Here is an 18,545-nt window from a genome sequence, read left to right as displayed (position 1 = left end):
TCGTGATTACATGATTACATGATTACAGAGTTTCGCGACAACGCGTTCCGCTCACCGCGAACACCGTCGGCGCGGCCACCGCAGGGGGGTGCTCGACGGCGGACCGGTCGGGTGCGTCGATAGACTCCGCGTCGCGGCAAGATGACCTTCCGTCGTTCGTCGCGTGCCGGGCTCCCGGTCGGTGCAGAAAGTGGGTGATCCCGAGTGAGCGCTCTGTCGGTGATCGCAGCCGACACCATCACCACGGCCCTGGTGGTCCTCGCCTCCGACGGGCGGCCACTGTGGCGCAACCTGGCCGGTCACCGGCTGGGACCGGGCCTGGACGAGCTGCCGCTGGCCGGCCTGGCACCCGGCGAGAGCATGACCGACCTCCCCGTCCCCGCCGCGGACGGCACCCTGCGGTGGTTTCAGATGCGGTGCCACGGCATGGAGCACGCGGGCCAGCGGCTGCGGCTGGTCGAGGTGCGTGACGTCAGCGCCGAACGCGAGGAGCGCGAGCGGGGACGCAACTACCGGTGGCGGCTGGCGCACATCGAACAGCTCGCCAAGGTCGGCACCTGGGAGTGGGACGTGCGGGGCAACGCGGTCGTCTGGAGCGACGTGCTGCTGCAGATGTTCGGCCTGCCGCCCGGCACGACCCTCGACTACGGGTCGTACCGCCGGATGCTGCACCCCGACGACGTGGCGATGATCGAGAGCACGCTCGACACGGCGCTGCGCACCGGCGAACCCTTCTCGTACACGCACCGGATGTTCCTCGCCGACGGCGTGACGATGCGTGTGTTCGAGTGCTACGGCGAGGTCTTCACCGACGACGTCGGCGCGCCGACGCGGGTGCTCGGCACCGCCCACGACATCACCGACATGCGCCGGGTCCAGGACGAGCTGACTCGCCTCGCCGAGCGCGACCCGTTGACCGACCTGCCGAACCGGCGCGCCCTGCTGGCCCGCATCGACGAGCTGCTCGCCGACGACCAGGGCACCGGCGCGTTGCTGCTCGTCGACATCGACAACTTCAAGGACATCAACGACGTGCACGGGCACGCGGTGGGCGACGAGGTCCTGCGCGCGCTGGCCCGGCTGCTGGCGCACGAGCTGCCGCCCGGCACCGTGCTGGGCCGGCTCGGCGGGGACGAGTTCGCCGTCGTCCTGCCCGGGGCGGACGCGGCGGGCGCCGTGGTGTTCGCCGAGGCGATGTGTGACGCCGTGGTGCGCGCCCCGGTGCCGACCGCCGGCGCCGGGCTGCGGGTGACCCTCAGCATCGGCGCCGCCGCCCGGCAGCCCGGCGACACCCGCGACACCCTCCTGGCGCACGCCGACCTGGCCCTCTACGAGGCGAAGGACGCCGGCCGCAACCGGGCCCGGCTCTACCTGCCCGAGCAGTACCGCCACGCCGTGCGCCGGGTCAGCGTGACGACCCGGGTGCGCCGGGCGCTCGACGAGAACCGGATGAGTCTGGACGCGCAGCCGATCGTCGACCTGTCGACCGGCCGGGTGATCAGCCACGAGCTGCTCATCCGACTGCGCGACGGGGTGCAGCCGGCCCTGTCGCCCGCGCAGTTCCTGCCCACCGTGGAACGCGACGACCTCATCGGTGACCTGGACCGCTGGGTGGTGGCCACGGCGACGGCGGCCCTGGCCGCGCCGGGTCCCACCCGGGCCCGCCTACGGCTGGACATCAACATCTCCGCCCGCTCGCTGGAGTCACCGGGGTTCGGCGACTGGGTGGTGCGGACCCTGCGTGCCGCCGGCATCGAGGCCGACCGGCTGGGACTGGAGGTCACCGAGACCGCGGCGATCACCAACGTGGCCGCCGTCCGACACCTCGCCGACGCGCTGCGCGCCGCGGGCTGCCGGCTGAGCCTCGACGACTTCGGCGCCGGCTTCGGGTCGTTCGCCTATCTCAAGCACCTGCCCTTCGACACCGTGAAGATCGCCGGGGACTTCGTCCGGCAGGCGGACCGCGGCGGCGCGGACCCGGTCCTCATCGACGCCGTCGTCCGCGCCGCGCACGGCCTGGGCATGCGGACCGTCGCCGAGTCGGTCGAGCAGGCGCCCCTGGTTCCGGCGCTGCGTTCGCTCGGCGTCGACGCCGGGCAGGGCTACCATCTGGGCCGTCCCGCGCCCCTGGACGACCTGTTGCGTCGGACCGCCCACGCCTGGCAGGACACCGTCGTCGTGCCGACCGTCGTCCGGCCGCCCGAGCCCTGACCGACCGCCCCTCGGAGGACCCCGTGACCCCACCCCTCGCCCCGGCGTCGCCCATCGGCGCCGAACTCGTCACCGACGACCTCGATGCGGCGCGTGACTTCTACGGTGACCTGTTCGGTTGGACGTTCACCACCACCGCGCACGGCGGCACCGCGTACGCCGGTGGGGTGGTCGCCGCCGAGCTGCGCCGCGGCGACGGCGTGGCCCGGTGGTGGACGGTCTTCGGCGCGGCCGATCCGGCCGGCGTCCGGGCGACCGCCGAGCGGGCCGGAGCCCGGGTCACCGGCGACGAGGTGCGCGATCCGCTCGGCGCGGCCTTCCGCCTGCGGGCCGGCGCGCCGGCGGCGGCCTCCGGGGTGGGCCAGCCCTGTTGGTACGAGTACATGACCGGGGACACGGAGCCGGCCGACCGGTTCCTCGCCGACGCGCTGGGCCTGCGGGCCTCGGTGCCGCCGGGCGCCCCGGACGACTCCTACGCCCTGCTCGCCGGCCCGGCCGGCCCGGTCGCCGGCCGGCTGCGGATGCCGCCGCCGCTGCGAGACCTGCTTCCGACCGGCTGGATGGTCTACGTGGCGGTGACCGATCCGGACGACACCGCCGCGCGGGCCGCCCGGTCGGGTGGCCGGGTGCTGGTGCCGGCGAGCGACGTCATGACCGGCCGGGTGTGCGCCCTCGCCGACCCGGCGGGTGCGGTGCTCACCGTGATCCGACCGGTGGCCACCGGCGGCTGACCACCCGTCGGGACGACCGGCCCGCCGGCGTGCCACGCTGGCGGGATGCCGACGTTGCCACTGACCCCCGACGACCTGCTCACCACCACCCGAACCGTGCGTAAGCGGCTGGACCTGACCCGTCCGGTGCCGATGGACCTCGTCCGGGAGTGCCTGGAGATCGCCCTGCAGGCGCCCTCCGGCTCCAACCGGCAGGGCTGGCACTGGCTGGTCGTCACCGACCCGGGCGTCCGGTCCGCGATCGGCGGGTTCTACCGCCGCGCGGTCGAGAGCTACCTGGCGTCGGAAGGGTCGGCGGCACGGTTGTTCGTCGACGAGCCCGAGCGCGCCGCGGTGCAGCGGCGGGTCGGGGAGAGCGTGGCGTGGCTCGGCGACCGGATGGGCCAGGTGCCGGTGCTGCTCATCCCGTGCCTGCGGCTCTCCGGCGGCGGCGAGTTGCCGCCCGGCAACCAGGCCGGGCTGTGGGGGTCGCTGCTGCCGGCCGCGTGGAGCTTCATGCTGGCGGCGCGCGCCCGCGGACTCGGCACCGCCTGGACCACGCTCCACCTGGCGTACGAGGCGGAGGTGGCCGAGTTGCTGGGCCTCCCGGCCGATGTCCGGCAGGCGGCCCTGATCCCCACCGCCTACTACACCGGCGACACGTTCCGGCCGGCGAAGCGCCAGCCACTCGACGAGGTGCTGCACGTCGACCGCTGGTGAGATCTTCCGCCGCGCCGGTCAGCACGACGCGCCGCGCGTTCGGGTACCACGACGGCCAGGCGGTGGCGTCGACGAGCCGCTCCCACACCGCCGGCGGGGGCAGCGGCACGAACGCCTCGTTGCGGGTGTGCACGGGGCAGCGCGCCGGTTCCCGGCCGGGCGGCCATCCGGGGGCGGTCACCGCAGGTCCCGCAGCGTCGTACCGGGCGTGGTCAGCGCGATCTGCGGGCCGTGCACCTCGGCCGGGGTGCGGTAGCCCGGCGGCGCGTCCCCCGCCGCGGTCCGGGCCAGCAGCTCGACCGCGGTGTGGGCGCTGTACCGGTAGGCGTCCGGACCGGTCAGCACCGCCTCGGCCACCGTGCCCGCGTCGTCCCGGACCAGCCCGTGCACCAGCGTGCGACCGGCGTCGAGCTGCGCCGGCGTGGGCCCGTCCGGCAGCCGGGCCAGCAACGCGGCCCGGACGCGCCGCGCGGCCGGGGACGTGACCAGCCACGGCGCGGCCGGGGCGGCGCGCAGCGCCAGGCGGATCGGCGCGGGCGCGGCGAAGAACGTCGCGACGTCCGCGACCCCGGTGGACCGCGCGGCGGAGACCACGTCCGCGCGCCAGGGGTTGGTGACCACCCGGGTACGCGTCGCGCCGTCGCCGATCCACCGGTGCTCGGCGGCGGCGCGCGCCGGCACCAGCCGCCCGTCGCGTCGCTGCACCCCGGCGTCCGCCATGCCCCCGGTCAGCGTGTCGAGCGTGCCGCGCGACACCCGGCCGACGGTGGCGAACGACAGCTCCAGCCGGCGGGCGGTCGGCAGCCGCCGGGCGAGGTGCACGGCCACCGCGTCCGTCGGCACCACACCGAAGCCGACGCCGGGCATCGCCATCACCCCGGCGGCGGTCAGCTCGGCGTCCCGCCGCCACACGGTCAGGAACTCCGCCGCCTCCCCGGACAGGTCGAGGTAGGGCGTTCCGGTCCGGACACAGGCGTCGAGCAACGGCTGCTGGGTTACGGCGAACGGACCGGCCGCGTTCAGCAGCACCGAGGCGTCGGCGAGCAGCCGGTCCAGCGCGTGCGGCTGCTCCAACGCGGCGGTACGGACCGAGGCGTCGAGACCCAGCGCCGCGAGCCGGTTCGCGTCCCGGCCGGCCAGCACCGGGCGGAGCCCGCGGTCGACGGCGAGCCGGGCGACGAGCCGGCCGACGTAACCGGTGGCCCCGTAGATGATGAGGGAAGACACGCCACGACCATGACCCGCCGGGACCGCCGGTGTCCAAGAGACGCTGGCGCGGTGTCGAGAGGTTTCTCCTATCCGACCTGGCTAGGGTGGGGCCGGTGGACCTGGAGCGGGTACGGGCCTTCGTCGCCGCCACGGAGTGGATGAACTTCACCGCCGCCGCCGAGGAGCTGGGCCTGGCGCAGCCGTCGCTGTCGGCGCGGATCCGGGCGCTGGAGACCGACCTCGGCGTCGAGCTGTTCTCCCGACGCAGACGGCAGGTCGAGCTCACCGCGGCGGGCCGGGCGTTCCTGCCGCACGCGCGCGCCCTGCTCGACCTCGCCGCCGAGGCGCGCCGCGACGCCCGCCGGGCCGCGGACGCGGCGCCGGGTCGCCGGCTGCTCATCACCACGCTGGCCGCCAGCGTCGACGAGTTGAAGGCGGAAACCGTCCTCGGGCTGCGGCGTGACCTGCCGGGCTGGCAGGTCACGCTCACCGGCGTGCCGTTCCGGGAGCATGTCTGGCGGCTGCGGGCCGGCACCGCCGAGGCCGGCTACCTGTGGCCGCCGTACACGCCGGACGCCGTTCGCGACCTCCACCTGGAGCCGGTCGGCGCGTTCCGGCGGCTGCTGGCCGTGCCGGCGCGGCACCACCTGGCCGGACGGCCGGAGCTGACCGTGGCCGACCTCGCCGGGGAGCCGCAGGTGCCGCTGCCGGACGACGTCGACGCCGCCTTCGTCGCCGGGTGGCGGCTCACCCCGGCCGCGCCGGTCGGCGCCGGGGAACCCGTGACCGACGTCGCCGGGCTGCTGCGCGCGGTGGCCGGCGGCGTCGGCTGCTGCCCGGTGCCGTCCCTGCTGGCCCGCACCGCGGCCACGCCGGGCGTGGCGTACGTCCCGGTGCGCGGGGTGCCGCCCGCGACGCTGGCGCTGGCCTGGCGGGTGGACGCGCACCCCGAGATCGACCACGCGCTCCGGGCCGCCGCAAGCCGGGCCCGTGGCGGGCCGGCGGACTGACCGGGCTACCCGGCCCGCGACCGGCCCGGGGCGTCGCTGGTGGTCAGCGCGTCGGCGATCGCCGCCCACACGCCCGGGTGGGCGACCATCCCGCCGTGCGAGCTGTCCACCGTCACGCAGCGGGCCGCCGGGTCCTGGGAGGCGTGCCAGGACACGATGCCGTCGCTGCGGCTGGCGATCGAGGTGAACGGCAGGCCCGGCGGCGCGGGCGCCAGCACGTCGTCGTGGACCTCGCGGCAGCAGTCGCCGAACGGGCAGTTGCGCACCCAGTCCCGGCGGCCGAGCCGGGTCATGGTGGCCATCCACATGGTCAGCAGTCGTACCGCCAGGTGGATCCCGAACGGGTCGGTCAGCGGCGAGCCGAGCGTGACCAGGGCGCGTACCCGCCGGGGGTGGCGGACGGCGAGGGCCTTCGCGAACATGCCGCCCCGGCTGTGGCCGACGAGGGTGACCGGCCGCCCGGTCTCGGTGTGCAGGCGGACCAGGGCCGCCTCGACGACGGCCAGGTCCCGGCTGGAGCAGCGGCGGCCGTCGGTGAGCCCGGTCGGCCGGGCGTCCCAGCCGCCCTCGCGCAGCCAGTCCCGCAGCAACGCCACCCGGTCGTCGCCGGCGGCGAAGCCGGGCACGACCAGCACCGGCGCCCCCGGCTCGGGCGGCGTCGGCGGCGCGGGACGCGCGGCCCGCAGGGCGGCCAGCTCGGCGCCGGCCCGCCGTTCCCGCCAGATCGGCGGCGTCACGCTGCGCGGCAGCCCGAGGTAGTGCAGCGGCGTCCGGAACGGCTGCCAGGCGCCCTCGCTCACCGGGTGCTCCCCTCCGTCGTCGGCCGGGCCGCGCCGTCCGCCCCGTCGTCCTCCCGGCGCAGCGCCGCGTCCAGCCGTTCCAGTGTGGTCGCCATGCCGGCGCGCAGGTGGGCGGCGCGGTCCGCGACGCCGACCAGGCGCTGGACGGCGCGGACCGCCGCCATCTGGGGCGTCGCCCGGGTCATCGACTCGGTGACCCGGGTGCCGCCGTCGACCGGCTCCAGCTCGTAACGCCAGGTGGACGACGACGGCCAGGCGGTGGTGAACCCGAACACGCGGCCGGGCACCGCCTCCGTCACGGTCGCCGTCATGCGCCAACGGTAGAACGGACCGATCCGGTTGCTGCCGGTGAACCGCCGGCCCGGTTCGCGCCACCGGGCGGCGTACGTCTCCGGGCTCCACTCGCCCATCCGGGTGATGTCGCTGACCAACGCGTAGACCCGGTCCGGGGCGGCCGCGACGGTGCGGCTGACGCGGACCGAGAGCGCGGGCCGCGCCTCGAGGTCGGCGATCACGCGGCGGGCGAGCCGCGCGGACGACGCGGGGTTCTGCCCGGTGTAGAGGTTGCGGTCCACGGTGACGAACGGCCGCAGCGGCACGCGACCACGGACGTAGCGGGCGCCACGGGCCACCAGCTCGTCCTCCAGCAGCCAGCGGGCCTTGCGGGCGAACCGGTTGAGCAGCTCCTCCCGGTTCGACAGGCCGGTCATCGTGTAGCCGGCGAACGGCCACGTCCCGTCCTCGCCGGTCGCCGCCAGCGTGGCGGCGGGGGCGTGGCAGAGCAGGGCCAACGGCGTGCCGGCGCGCAGGGCCCGGGCCAGCAGCGCGCCGGAGACCGGGTCGACGGCGAGGTCCTCCATCGGGCCGTGCCCGCCCGGGTAGAAGACCGCGTCGTAGTCGGTCGGGTCCACCTCGGACAGCTTCCGCGGGTGGGCGAACTCCCGCGCGTGGGCGGCGAGATGGCGGCGGTGCCGGCGCGCGCGCCGGGGACCGGTCGCGGGCAGCCGCAGGCTGAGCGGGTCGACCGTCGGGGGCACGCCGTCGGGGGTCGCCACGGTGACCCGCCAGCCGGCGGCGGAGAAGAGCCGGTGCGGCTCGACGACCTCCTCGGCCCAGACGCCGGTGGGGTGCCGCGTGCCGTCCCGCAGCGTCCAGTGGTCGGCCGCGGACAGGACCATCAGCACCGCGCGCATCGCTCCGCCTCCCCAAATTCAAACCAGGTGGTTCGGTTCAGGTATAGCACCGGTCGCGGGAAAATCAAACCGTCTGGTTCGGTTCGTGTCGCGCGGTTCTCCCCGCGTGGACGACGTCAGCCCGGCGGACGGACCAACCGCTGCGCGGCGCGGCGGACCTGGGCCCGGGCGTCGTCGTCCGAGTCGGGCTGCGGCCCGAGCGCCCGGTGCAGCTCGACCGGGGCGGTGAGCCAGGACGTGGCCACCGCGATCAACGCGGCCAGCAGGTGGTGCGGCGGCCATTCCGGATCGACCAGTCCCGCCCGCTGTGCGTCCCGGATCACCGCGATCTTGTGCCGGTAGCCCGTCACGCGCTTCTCCGACACCTGCTCGGCCCGCCCGCGTTCGTGCAGCCATGCCCACGCCGCGATGCGTTGCAGGTCGGGCCGGGCGGCGAACGTGTCGTGCAGCCGGACCGTGTAGTCCACCAGGTCGGGCGTGATCGGCACCACCCGGGACAACTCCTCGAGCCCGACCTCCATCACGGTGTCGAACAGGGCGTCCTTGTCGCCGAACCAGGCGTAGATCCGTTCCTTGCTGGCCCGCGCCCGCTCCGCGATCCGGTTGATCCGCGCGCCGTCGACGCCGTGCCGGGCGAACTCCGCCATCGCCGCGTCGAGCACCCGCCGCCGGGTCTCCAGGCCCCGCGCCTGCGTCGCTGGAGAGGTCATCCGGCCACGTTAGCGCAGATGGTCGCGCCCCTCGGGCGGGCCGGGCCGGGGCGTCGGGGCACGCCGCACCACGCCGCTCGCGATCGGCGCCGACGAGTCCGGCCGGATCTACGCCGGCCGGCGGCGTCGCGGCGGCGGTGGCGCAGGTCGACAGGGCCGGGTTCTGGCGTGGTCCGGGGCCGTCCCTCGGCACCGGCTACCTCGCCGCCTGGCCCGGCCTCGGCTGACCGCCCCGCCGCCGGTGCCGCGGCGTCCACCGCGGCACCGGGGCCGGTCAGGGGGCGCCGGTGACCGCGGTGCCGGCCCTGGTGATCCGGTACGTGATTTTCGCGCCGCTCCAGAAGTGGAAGGTGAGCGTGACGGTGCCGTCGTTCACCTCGGCGAAGAACTCCGGTTTCAGGATGATGGTGTCGGCGGTGTAGTCGGGTTGGAAGTGTCCCCAGAACTCCTTGAACGGCGTCCAGTTGGCCGGGCCGGCGGGGCTGCCGTCGGCGTAGGTGGCCTCCATGGTGGCGAGCTGGTCACCGCGGAACCGGGTGGGAATGGTGAACGAGCTGGTCGTGCCGGTGGCGGCTGCCTGGGTGGGCGGGTCGGAGCTGATGATGTCGATCTTCCAGGGCACACCCTGGGAGAAACGGGCCTCGACGGTGGCGTTGACGCCGTAGGCCCGGTTGCCGACCAGGCGGGTCAGCGCCGCCGGGGTGAGCGTGACGGTGGTGCCGGTGACGGTGTAGTCGGCGCCGGCGGCCAGCGGGGTGTCGCCCTGCCAGAGACCGCGGAACGACAGGCCGTTGAGGTTGAGGGTGAGCGCCCGGCCGGAGATCGCGCCGGTGTGCGGTACGTACACCTGGTCGCTGGACGCGGTGCCGGAGCGGCTGGTCCAGCTCGCCCTGATCATGTCGGCGACGCGCTGGTCGCGCCAGCGCAACGTGGTGCGGTCGAGGAACTGACCGGCGTCCCACAGCATCGTGGTGAGGTTGCGGGTGCGGGCGTGGTAGCCGACCGCTTCGAGGTACTTCAGGAACTCGCCCCGTTCGATGATGCCGGGCCGGGTGTGGTCCCAGGAGAGCAGCGCCCACTCGCCGATGACGACCGGGATGCCACGGGCGACGAACGTGTCCCGCAGCCGGTCGAACGTGCCGACCAGGTCCTGCTCCACGTTCGTGTCGTACCGGGTGCCGCCGGCGATGTTCACGCTGAACGGCCACCACCCGTAGAAGTGCACGGTGGCGGCGAGGTTGGGGTCGTGCAGTTCGGCGATGCCGGCGGACAACGCGTCCAGCCGCGCCTGCTCGCCACTGGTGTGCAGCGTGGGCAGGACCAGCAGTCGGGTGGCGTTGGCCCCGCCGGTCGCGCGTACCAGGCGGACGAACTCGGCGTTGAGTTCCCGGGTCGCGGTGTCACCCTGCGCGTCGGTGGTGTCGGCGAACTGGGGCTCGTTGATGCTCTCGAAGACCAGCCTCGGTGAGTGGTCGCGGAACGTGGTGGCGAGCTGCGTCCACAGTGCCCGGTACCGGCTGGTCACGCCGGCCCGGTCGGTGGGGTAGGTGTTGAGCCACTGCCAGGAGTCGTGATGGAGGTTGATCATCACGTAGAGGTCCTCGGCGAGCGCCCAGTCGACGATCTGGCGTACCCGGCTCAGCCAGGCCGCGTCGATGGTGTAGTCGGGCGCCGGGCCGTGGTGGTTGCTCCACGTGACCGGGAGTCGGATGCTGCGGTAGCCCTGCGAGCGCACGTGACGCAGGAGCGCCTGGGTGGTGAGCGGGTTACCCCAGGCGGTCTCGTCGGGGATGGCGTCGAGCGTGTTGCCGAGGTTCCAGCCGGGTTGCATCGCGGCCACCGTGGCCATCGGGTTTCCGGCCGGGGGAGGGGTGGTCGGTGGCGTCGACGGTGACGCCGTGGCGGTCGGCGACGGGCTCGTCGACGGAGTGGTCGACGGGCCGCCGGTCGGGGACGGCGTGCCGCCGGCGTCCCCGGCGCAGGTGACGCCGTTGAGCGTGAAGCCGGTCGGCGCGGTGTTGACGCCCGACCACGAACCGTTGAAGCCGAACGACACGGTGCCGTTGGTCGGCACGCTCGCGTTCCAGGCGGCGTTCGTCGCGGTCACCTGGCCGCCCGTCGCGGTGACCGTGGCGTTCCACGCCTGGGTGACCCGCTGCCCGGACGGGAATGTCCAGGCCAGCCGCCAGCCGTTGACCGGTGCGCCGAGGTTGGTCACGTCGACCGCGGCGGTGAACCCGCCCGACCACTGCGACGGCACCGCGTACGCCACGCGGCAGCCGCCGGCCGCCTGGGCGCCCACGGCCGTCATTGTCGACGCCACCAGCAGAGCCGCCACGGCACCGGCGAGCGGACCGCCCCGGAGGCGGATTCTTCGGGTGCGCAGGATCATCGTGTTCTCCCTTGCCGTTGTCCGCCCGTACGCGGCCGGTGGCCAACGGTTCCGGACGGGTGGGGGGCGCGACGGCGTCGTCGCGGTGGCCGTGCGGCCACCGCGACGGTCGCGCGCTGGAGTGCTTCTCGCGGACGCCGCCCGATGCCTCCGCCGATCGCCGCGCTGCGGCAGCAACTTCCCGGCTCCCTGGAAAGTTTCGGGTCGAACGCTACGCGTTTCTTAGATGACGGTCAATGAAGAGGCGGGCTCGGCGACGGTCTTCGGCGTCGTGCGACGTCAACGGCGCGAAACGGCGCGATCCGGCGCGGAAAACGCGCGAGATCGACCGGAAAGTTTCGAGCCGCCCGGCACGCACCGGCGGCGCCCGGCGGCACCGACGGGCATGGACGGACGGCTATCCTGGGGCCGGGGCAGCGGTGGCCACCCGGAGGGGCGGGCCGGCCGGGGAGGAGCCAGCTTGTCGCAGACGCAGCCGGACGCGTCGGCCATCGGGCCGGACGACGCCGCAGCGGCTCCGGGCCGGCCGGTCACGATCTCCTACATCGCGGCGAACGCCGGGGTGTCGGTCCCGACCGTGTCGAAGGTCATCAACGGCCGGACCGGCGTGGCCTCGGACACCCGGGCCCGGGTCGAGGCGCTGATCAGCCGGTACGGCTACCGCAGGCCCACCTCGTCCACCCGCAGCAACCTGGTGGAACTGGTCTTCGACCAGCTGGAACACATGTGGGGCGTCGAGGTCGTCCGCGGCGTCGAGCAGGTGGCCCGGGCGCACCGGGTGGGCGTGGTGCTGACCGAGTTCGGGCCGGAGCGCGGTGGCGTCCGCTACTGGATCGACGACACGCTCGCCCGTCGTCCGGACTGCATCGTCTCCGTCGCGCAGCTGTCCGGCGAGCAACGCGACCAGTTGCGGGCGCGCGGCATCCCGTTCGTGGTCTTCGATCCCACGAGCGAGCTGCCCGACGGTGTGCCGTTCGTCGGGGCGACCAACTGGGCGGGCGGTCGCTCCGCCACCGGGCACCTGCTCCGGTTGGGGCATCGCCGGATCGCGATGATCGGCGGTCGGGACCGCATTCTCTGCTGCCGGGCGCGGCTCGACGGCTACCGCGCGATGATGGAAGCCGCCCACCTGCCGGTCGACGCGGACCTGGTGGCCCGCGCCGACCTGACCGTGGACGGCGGGCGGGCCGCCGCGCTGCGGCTGCTCGGCCGGCCGGACCCCCCGACCGCGATCTTCGCCGGCAACGACCTCCAGGCGGTCGGCGTCTACCGGGCCGCGCGGGAACGCGGGCTGCGGATCCCGGCCGACCTGAGCGTGGTCGGCTTCGACGACCTGCCGATCGCCGAACTGCTGGATCCCCCGCTGACCACCGTGCGTCAGCCGCTGGCCGAGATGGCCGTCGCCGCGACCGAGCTGGCGCTCGCGCTCGGGCGCGGCGAACCGACGCAGCGGACCGGTCTGGAGCTGGCGACCAGCCTCACGGTCCGGGAGAGCACCGCCGCGCCGGCCCGCTGAGGCGGGCGGTCAGCCGACCTGCCAGCCGCGCCTCGGGCCCGGAGCCGGTGGCGGGGACAAATCCGACCGGGTGAGCGCGGTCGACGCGCCGGCAGGATGTTCGCTATCCCTCGGACGGCAGGTCGAGGTAGCAGCCGGCGGCTTCCTGACCGGACAACGCCTGGACGGCCGCCATGATCTCGTCGGTGACGGCCCGCCGGGCCCGCCCGCCGCTGCCGGTGACCGGTGGGGTGAAGTGCAGGGGCGTGCCGAACCGTACGGCTACCCGCCCGGGCCGGGGCAGTCGGGCGCCGACCGGTTGGATGCGGTCGGTGCCGAGGACGGCGACGGGGACCACCGGGGCGCCGGAGGCCAGCGCGAGCCACGCGACGCCGGTGCGTCCACGGTAGAGCCGCCCGTCGCGGGAGCGGCTGCCCTCGGGGTGGATGCCGAAGGCCCGCCCGGCGGCGAGCACGTCGAGCGCCACCCGCAGCGAGTCCTGGGCCGAGCGGTGGCCGCCCCGCTCCACCGGGATGGCGTCGATGCCGGTGAGGCAGTTGCGGGTGAGCCACCCCCGCGGGCCGGGCCGCCGGAAGTACTCGGCCTTGGCCAGGAAGCTGACCGGTCGCGGCGCCACCAGCGGGATCACCACGCTGTCGATGAAGGACAGGTGGTTGGCGGCCAGGATCACCGGCCCGTGCCGCGGCACATTGTCCCGGCCCTCGACGACCGGCCGGAATGCCATCCTGCCGAGCGGGGCGAGCACCAGCCGGGTGCCGGTCTGCAACAGCACGTGTTCCCTCCGAGGGTGGGTCCCGGTCACCGTGGGACGCCGGGCGCGGGCCGGCCGAGGTGGGCCGCCACCGCGGCGCGCAGCAGCGGTTCGACGTCGTCGCTGCGCACCATGGTCTGGAGGCTGCCCCACTGCCGCAGCTCGGCGATGCCGTGCAGGTTGGCCCAGAGCGCGCCGGCGACGACCGGCGGCGCGGGGGCGTCGGCCGCTTCGGGTCGGGCCCGGGCGACCAGGTCGACCAGGACGCCGAAGAGTTCCTCGCTGGCGTCCCGCAGGCCGATGCCGTTGCCCCGTAGCAGGTCGTGCCGGAACATGAGCTCGAACATGCCGTGGTTGGTGCGCGCGAACCGCAGGTAGAGCCGGCCCAGTGCGAGCACCTGGTCGTACGGATCCGCTCCGGTGCCGCCGATCGCGGCGGTGACCTCGGCGCCGAGCTGCTGGTAACCCTCCCTGGCGATGGCCGCGAGCAGGGCGAGGTGGGTCGGGAAGTGGCGCCGCGGCGCACCGTGGGAGACGCCGGCCCGCCGGGCGATCTCGCGCAGCGTGAGGGCTGCGGTGCCCTCCTGGGCGAGCAGGTCGACGCCGGCCCGCACCAGGCGGGCCCGGAGCGTGCTGTCGGGCGGCGGCATGGACACTGTCTACCAGCCGCCGTAGACAGTGTCTACCGACCTCGGCGGAGTGACCCGCGTTACCTCTCGGCCAGCCGGGAATCAGGTCGGCGCCACCGCATTTGAACCGAGGTGTGACTACCGCACCGAACCTCGCCCGGCCGCGCCCTGACCGGGCGGAGGCTTCCCGATGACCGATGTCCGTCCCGACAAGCTGTCGACGCCCGGTGCCCGGACGCCCGGTGACCTGATGAGCCGCGGACAGCGGCTCCGGCTCGTGCTGGTCCTCGGTTCGCTGATCGCGGTGGGACCCCTGACGATCGACATGTACCTGCCGGCGCTGCCCGCGATCGTCGACGACTTCGCGACCACCTCGGCGGCGGTCCAGCTGACGCTCACCGGCACCCTGGCCGGGCTGGCCCTCGGCCAGCTCCTGATCGGCCCGCTCTCGGACGCCGTCGGGCGGCGACGCCCGCTGATCGCCGGGCTCGTCCTGCACGTCGTCGCGTCGTCGCTCTGTGTGGTCGCGCCCAACGTCGCGGTGCTCGGCGCGCTGCGGGTGGTGCAGGGCCTGGGGGTCGCCGCCACCGCGGTGGTCGCGATGGCCGTGGTCCGGGACCTGTTCAGCGGCGCGGCGTTCGCCACCCTGCTGTCCCGGCTGCTGCTGGTGATGGGGGCGGCGCCGATCCTCGCCCCGACCCTCGGCGGCGGGCTGCTGCGCTGGACGGACTGGACCGGCGTCTTCGTCGCGCTGGCCGCCTTCGGCGTCCTGCTGGTCGTGGTCGCCGCGCTCGGCCTGCCGGAGACGCTGCCGCCCGCGCGGCGCCGCCGCGGCGGCGTCGTCGCGACCGCGGCGCTGTACGGGTCGCTGCTGCGCGACCGCGTCTTCGTGGGCCTGGTCCTGGTGGCCGGCCTCGCCATGGCCGCGCTGTTCGCGTACGTGGCCGGTTCGTCGTTCGTGCTGCAACAGGGGTACGGACTCGACGAGCAGCAGTTCGGGCTGGCGTTCGGCGCGGGCGCGGTGGGCCTGATCGGGGCGACCCAGTACAACGTCCGGCTGCTGCGCCGCTTCCCGCCGCAGCGGATCCTGGTCGCCTCGCTGGCCGCGGGGACGCTGGCCGGCCTGGCCCTGGTGGTCTTCGCCGCGACCGACGTCGGCGGGTTGCCCGCGTTGCTGGTGTCGTTGTGGCTGGTGCTGGCGGCGGCAGGCCTGGCGATGCCGAACGCGCCAGCGCTGGCGCTGTCCCGGCACGGCGAGGCGGCCGGCACCGCGTCCGCGCTGCTGGGCGCCGTGCAGTTCGGTGTGGGTGCGGTGGCCGCGCCGCTGGTGGGCGTGCTGGGCACCGGCGCGCTGGCGATGGCCCTGGTGGTGGCCGGCGGCATGGTGGCGGCGCTGGCGGTGCTGCTGGTCGTGGTGCGACCGGCCCGGCTCGCCGACCTGGAGCCCGCGCCGGCGGTCGTGGCGGTGCACTGACCGGACCCGACGCCGTCCCGGGCGGTCGGGGCGATCTCGTCGGATACTGGCCCGATGAGGAATCCCGACCTCGACCCCGCGCTGTACCCACCGATCGATCCACGCGAGGACGTGCCGGACGACCCGGGGGAGTTGCTGCCGGACACGCCGGACGTCCTGCCGGAGGCGCCGACCGAGCCGATGCCCGACGACGGGGAGCCCGGCGGCGTGCCGGAGCCGGCCTGAGCGCCCCGGGCACGGCCTGTCGCGGCGACCACGCCGTCGGTAGGGTCGTCCGCGTGGATCTGGACGACACCGCCGTCCGGCTCGGAGTGCCGGTCGAGGACCTCGCGCGCGTGCACCGGCTCGCCGGTGACCGGCCGTCGGCGCCGCTGCCGGACCGGGCCGACGCGCCGTCGATCCTCGACCGGCTCGGGGTCCGCCCGGACGACGCCGCCGAGGTCATGGCGGGTTGGCCCGACCCGGGCTCCCCACTGTGGACCCCGGAGCTGCGTTGGCTGCTCGACCGCTCGATCGCCCTGGTCCGCGCCGATCTCGGGGGCCACGACTGGCTGCCGCCCGGCCCGGCCCTGCCCCGCGAGCGGGGCCCGGCCTGGCGGCACCTCTACGTGTACGCGTACCTGGCCCTGGTCGACGTGGTCACCGCGTACCACCGCGACCACGGCATCGACGACGCGGTGACCCGGGCGACCCTCGCCGACCTGGGCCGCAACCTGGCGATCGACAGGCGGATGGCCGGCGAGGGCTGGCCGGTCATGCAGAGCTGGCTGACGCTGCACACCCGTGGCGGGCTCTACGAGCTGGGTCGACTCCAGCACCAGCGCGGCGACACCATCGGCCTGCACATCCCCGAGGCGGGGCCGCTGAGCCCGGCGGCCGTGGACGCGTCGCTCGACCGGGCCCGGGCGTTCTTTCCGCGCCACTTCCCCGACGAGCGCCACACGGAGTTCTCCTGCGGCTCCTGGCTGCTCGACCCCCAGCTACGGGAACACCTGCCGGAGGACTCCAACATCGTCCGGTTCCAGCGCCGGTTCGAGCTGGAGCCCTACCAGGAGCCGGACGGCATCGACGCCGACGTCGAGGTGCTGCGGTTCGTGTTCCGCACCCTGAGCACGCCGCTGGACCGGCTGGAGCGCCGCACGGCGCTCCAGCGGGCGGTCGTCGACCACCTGGCCGCCGGGCGCCACTGGCGCTGGCGCTGCGGTCGTCTCCCGTTCTGACCGACACCGGAGGCGACGCTGCCGTCGTGCCGGCCGGTCAGCGGGGCAACGCCGACGGCAGCTCGGCCAACCAGCGGTCCAGGGCCGCCGGACTGCCGAACAGCAGCACCGGCGGGCCGGCCGGGTCCGCCCGCCAGGCCCGCATCCGCCGCCGGGCCCGACCGAACGCGGCCACGTGCCACACCAGGATCGAGTCCCGGGACAGCACGCTGCGCAGCGACTCACGGTTGCCGTTGCAGATCTCCTCGCCGCTGACCAGGCGGCCGGCGGTGCGCCGCAGCAACCGCCAGAAGGAGAGCGCCCGCGGATAGTCCAGGCCCACCACCAGGTCGGCGCGGGCCAGCACCACGTCCCGCCACCCGTGGTAGGCGCCGTCCAGGATCCACCGGTCGCCCCGGCAGACCGCCTCGATCCGGCGGCGCTGCTCGGCGACCGGCACCTCGACCCAGCCGGGCTGCCACAGCAGGTCGTCGACCGGGCACCAGGGCAGCCCGAGCCGCTCGGCCAACCGCGCCGCCACTGTGGACTTGCCGGCGCCGTACACGCCGTAGACCAGGATCCGGGCCGGCGCCGGCATCAGCTCCGGGCCTTGCCGCGGGCGTTCCGCCGACGGTGTTCCTCGTCGCCGCCGGCGAGCCGGGTGAAGGTGAGCGCGTTCGCCGCCGCGACGCCGACCACCGCGAAGCCGACCTGTAGCGCGAGCACGATCCAGTCCCACCGCAGGATCCAGAGCCGCACCGGCGCGTCGTCGGCGATGCCGACCCAGCGGGCGACCACGGTGCCGAGCACCGCCGCGCCGACGCCGATGACGAACGTGGCGAAGACGCCGATCCGCTGCCGGCCCGGCAGCACCAGCCGCCCGAGCAGCCCGATGAGGGCGCCGATGAGCACCGCGCCCAGATAACCACCCACGAGCATTGCCGTCACTCCTCCCACCGGTTCCGGCATTCATGCCCGCCCACCGCACCACCGGAAACCCCGCGCACGTCGACCCGGCCGGCGGCGGTGCGGCCGGGTGGCGCCGGAACGCCGCACGTAGGATCACGCACGCCCCGCCGAGACCGCCACCCCGCCGGAGTTCCGCTGCCCGAGTCGTCCGCACCCCGCGTCGCCCGGCCGCTGCGCCGGGCGCTGGCCGTCGTGTTCCTGCTCGTCGTGGCCGGGCTGCCCGCGGGCTCGTCCAGCGCCGGTGGCAGCGGGCCGGGCGCCGTCCGGATGCTCCAGATGAACCTCTGCAACAGCGGCCGGGCCGGCTGTTACACCGGCGGCTCCGTGCGGCGGGCCGCCGAGGTGATCGCCGCCGAACGGCCCGACGTGGTCACCCTCAACGAGATCTGCCGGGACGACGTGGACACGCTGGCCCGCGCGCTCGCGGCGGTCCGGCCGGGCGGCCGGGTCGTCCCCGCGTTCCAGGCCGCCGGCGACCGCCCCAGCCGCGCCGCGACCCGCTGCGTCAACGGCCAGCCGTACGGGATCGGCCTGGTGGCCCGCCTCGCCGGCCCGGGGGCCCGCGTCGGCGCGCACCGCGGCACCTATCCGGCGCAGGACCTCGCGGACCCGGAGGAGCGGGTCTGGCTCTGCCTCCACGCCGCCGCCGTGCTGCACGCCTGCACCACGCACCTGGCGAACACCGACGGCGCCGTCGCGCTGGCCCAGTGCGCGCAGCTGCTCGCCACCGTGGTGCCGGCGATCCGCCGCGACGCCGGATACGCCCCGACCGTGCTCGGCGGCGACCTGAACCTGCGCGCGGGCGGCGCGCCCGACGTGCGGTCGTGCGTACCGCCGGGCTACCGCCGCGTCGACGACGGCGCCCGGCAGCAGATCGTGGCGACGACCGACGTCACCATCTGCTGCCGCCGGGCGGTGGACATGCGCGGCACGACGGACCATCCGGCGCTGGTGGCCACCCTGACCGTCGACCGGCCCCCGCGCTGACGGACGGCCGGCGCCACCGGGTGTCCGGACACCGTGGACAGCCCGGTGGCGGCCCGTCTAAGGTC

The 18,545-nt window shown here is 75.2% G+C and carries 18 protein-coding genes; 9 read left to right on the top strand and 9 right to left on the bottom strand.

Annotated elements, in window-relative coordinates; all coding sequences use genetic code 11:
• Positions 1-204: 204 nt before the first annotated feature.
• Genes AB0B02_RS11055 through AB0B02_RS11045 form a run of 3 tightly spaced genes read left to right on the top strand, consistent with a single transcriptional unit; the run spans position 205 to position 3,641 of the window.
• Entirely contained in the window at positions 205-2,211 is a 2,007-nt protein-coding gene (locus AB0B02_RS11055) for an EAL domain-containing protein (RefSeq protein ID WP_357299322.1), read from the top strand.
• A gap of 23 nt (positions 2,212-2,234) precedes the next feature.
• Entirely contained in the window at positions 2,235-2,942 is a 708-nt protein-coding gene (locus AB0B02_RS11050; RefSeq protein WP_281942371.1) for a VOC family protein, read from the top strand.
• Positions 2,943-2,987: 45 nt separating this feature from the next.
• Positions 2,988-3,641: a nitroreductase family protein gene (locus AB0B02_RS11045; protein ID WP_357299317.1), complete on the top strand. Its 654-nt coding sequence runs from the start codon at positions 2,988-2,990 to the stop codon at positions 3,639-3,641.
• 177 nt (positions 3,642-3,818) lie between these two features.
• Here the strand turns inward: AB0B02_RS11045 and AB0B02_RS11040 are convergent, their stop codons facing one another.
• Positions 3,819-4,868, bottom strand: coding sequence for a saccharopine dehydrogenase NADP-binding domain-containing protein (locus tag AB0B02_RS11040; RefSeq protein ID WP_281942367.1), 1,050 nt, complete (start codon positions 4,866-4,868; stop codon positions 3,819-3,821).
• A gap of 95 nt (positions 4,869-4,963) precedes the next feature.
• On the opposite strand from AB0B02_RS11040, the gene AB0B02_RS11035 reads away from it, so the two are divergent.
• A complete protein-coding gene (locus AB0B02_RS11035; protein WP_357299314.1) occupies positions 4,964-5,860 on the top strand; it encodes a LysR family transcriptional regulator in 897 nt (298 codons plus the stop codon).
• A gap of 5 nt (positions 5,861-5,865) precedes the next feature.
• On the opposite strand, the gene AB0B02_RS11030 is transcribed toward AB0B02_RS11035, so the two are convergent.
• From AB0B02_RS11030 to AB0B02_RS11015, 4 genes are all read right to left on the bottom strand, one after another.
• Positions 5,866-6,660 carry an alpha/beta fold hydrolase gene (locus AB0B02_RS11030; protein WP_357299310.1) on the bottom strand — a complete coding sequence of 265 codons (795 nt, stop codon included), beginning with the start codon at positions 6,658-6,660 and terminating at the stop codon, positions 5,866-5,868.
• Positions 6,657-7,853: an SRPBCC family protein gene (locus AB0B02_RS11025; protein WP_357299306.1), complete on the bottom strand. Its 1,197-nt coding sequence runs from the start codon at positions 7,851-7,853 to the stop codon at positions 6,657-6,659. The genes AB0B02_RS11030 and AB0B02_RS11025 overlap by 4 nt, the downstream gene beginning before the upstream one ends.
• A 116-nt stretch (positions 7,854-7,969) precedes the next feature.
• Positions 7,970-8,563: a TetR family transcriptional regulator gene (locus AB0B02_RS11020; protein WP_281942359.1), complete on the bottom strand. Its 594-nt coding sequence runs from the start codon at positions 8,561-8,563 to the stop codon at positions 7,970-7,972.
• A gap of 274 nt (positions 8,564-8,837) precedes the next feature.
• Positions 8,838-10,955: a cellulase family glycosylhydrolase gene (locus AB0B02_RS11015; protein ID WP_357299301.1), complete on the bottom strand. Its 2,118-nt coding sequence runs from the start codon at positions 10,953-10,955 to the stop codon at positions 8,838-8,840.
• Between the two features lie 460 nt (positions 10,956-11,415).
• Here AB0B02_RS11015 and AB0B02_RS11010 point away from each other — a divergent pair, with 460 nt between their 5' ends.
• A complete protein-coding gene (locus AB0B02_RS11010; protein ID WP_357299298.1) occupies positions 11,416-12,471 on the top strand; it encodes a LacI family DNA-binding transcriptional regulator in 1,056 nt (351 codons plus the stop codon).
• Between the two features lie 103 nt (positions 12,472-12,574).
• Here AB0B02_RS11010 and AB0B02_RS11005 read toward each other — a convergent pair whose 3' ends face one another.
• Together AB0B02_RS11005 and AB0B02_RS11000 are read right to left on the bottom strand one after the other, a co-directional pair.
• Complete coding sequence (locus AB0B02_RS11005) at positions 12,575-13,243, bottom strand: lysophospholipid acyltransferase family protein (RefSeq protein WP_281942353.1); 669 nt, start codon at positions 13,241-13,243, stop codon at positions 12,575-12,577.
• Positions 13,244-13,269: 26 nt separating this feature from the next.
• Entirely contained in the window at positions 13,270-13,872 is a 603-nt protein-coding gene (locus AB0B02_RS11000; RefSeq protein ID WP_357299294.1) for a TetR/AcrR family transcriptional regulator, read from the bottom strand.
• Between the two features lie 169 nt (positions 13,873-14,041).
• Between AB0B02_RS11000 and AB0B02_RS10995 the strand changes: the two genes are divergently transcribed.
• From AB0B02_RS10995 to AB0B02_RS10985, 3 genes are read left to right on the top strand one after another with little or no spacing between them, the layout of a single operon-like run.
• Entirely contained in the window at positions 14,042-15,325 is a 1,284-nt protein-coding gene (locus AB0B02_RS10995) for a multidrug effflux MFS transporter (protein WP_281942349.1), read from the top strand.
• A 54-nt stretch (positions 15,326-15,379) separates the two neighbouring features.
• Positions 15,380-15,550 carry a hypothetical protein gene (locus AB0B02_RS10990; RefSeq protein ID WP_357299291.1) on the top strand — a complete coding sequence of 57 codons (171 nt, stop codon included), beginning with the start codon at positions 15,380-15,382 and terminating at the stop codon, positions 15,548-15,550.
• A gap of 53 nt (positions 15,551-15,603) precedes the next feature.
• A complete protein-coding gene (locus tag AB0B02_RS10985) occupies positions 15,604-16,545 on the top strand; it encodes an acyltransferase domain-containing protein (protein ID WP_281942346.1) in 942 nt (313 codons plus the stop codon).
• A 37-nt stretch (positions 16,546-16,582) separates the two neighbouring features.
• Here the strand turns inward: AB0B02_RS10985 and AB0B02_RS10980 are convergent, their stop codons facing one another.
• Both AB0B02_RS10980 and AB0B02_RS10975 read right to left on the bottom strand, forming a co-directional pair.
• Positions 16,583-17,122: an adenylate kinase gene (locus AB0B02_RS10980; RefSeq protein WP_281942344.1), complete on the bottom strand. Its 540-nt coding sequence runs from the start codon at positions 17,120-17,122 to the stop codon at positions 16,583-16,585.
• A complete protein-coding gene (locus tag AB0B02_RS10975; protein WP_281942342.1) occupies positions 17,122-17,463 on the bottom strand; it encodes a hypothetical protein in 342 nt (113 codons plus the stop codon). Before AB0B02_RS10975 ends, AB0B02_RS10980 begins: the two co-directional genes overlap by 1 nt.
• A 222-nt stretch (positions 17,464-17,685) precedes the next feature.
• Between AB0B02_RS10975 and AB0B02_RS10970 the strand changes: the two genes are divergently transcribed.
• Positions 17,686-18,480 (top strand): endonuclease/exonuclease/phosphatase family protein, encoded by a 795-nt coding sequence (locus AB0B02_RS10970; RefSeq protein WP_357299287.1) that lies wholly within the window; start codon positions 17,686-17,688, stop codon positions 18,478-18,480.
• Positions 18,481-18,545 lie beyond the last annotated feature (65 nt).

This window comes from Micromonospora sp. NPDC049240 (assembly GCF_040647835.1).
In the GTDB taxonomy this organism is placed as follows: domain Bacteria; phylum Actinomycetota; class Actinomycetes; order Mycobacteriales; family Micromonosporaceae; genus Micromonospora.
This window is presented reverse-complemented; position numbering and strand designations above follow the sequence as displayed.

What these genes read in the sequence shown, in the direction of transcription:
- AB0B02_RS11015 (WP_357299301.1), bottom strand. Translation starts at nt 10,955, where the DNA reads ATGATCCTGCGCACCCGAAGAATCCGCCTCCGGGGCGGTCCGCTCGCC.
- AB0B02_RS11020 (WP_281942359.1), bottom strand. Translation starts at nt 8,563, where the DNA reads ATGACCTCTCCAGCGACGCAGGCGCGGGGCCTGGAGACCCGGCGGCGG.
- AB0B02_RS11025 (WP_357299306.1), bottom strand. Translation starts at nt 7,853, where the DNA reads ATGCGCGCGGTGCTGATGGTCCTGTCCGCGGCCGACCACTGGACGCTG.
- AB0B02_RS10995 (WP_281942349.1), top strand. Translation starts at nt 14,042, where the DNA reads ATGACCGATGTCCGTCCCGACAAGCTGTCGACGCCCGGTGCCCGGACG.
- AB0B02_RS10980 (WP_281942344.1), bottom strand. Translation starts at nt 17,122, where the DNA reads ATGCCGGCGCCGGCCCGGATCCTGGTCTACGGCGTGTACGGCGCCGGC.
- AB0B02_RS11045 (WP_357299317.1), top strand. Translation starts at nt 2,988, where the DNA reads ATGCCGACGTTGCCACTGACCCCCGACGACCTGCTCACCACCACCCGA.
- AB0B02_RS11000 (WP_357299294.1), bottom strand. Translation starts at nt 13,872, where the DNA reads ATGCCGCCGCCCGACAGCACGCTCCGGGCCCGCCTGGTGCGGGCCGGC.
- AB0B02_RS10975 (WP_281942342.1), bottom strand. Translation starts at nt 17,463, where the DNA reads ATGCTCGTGGGTGGTTATCTGGGCGCGGTGCTCATCGGCGCCCTCATC.
- AB0B02_RS10990 (WP_357299291.1), top strand. Translation starts at nt 15,380, where the DNA reads ATGAGGAATCCCGACCTCGACCCCGCGCTGTACCCACCGATCGATCCA.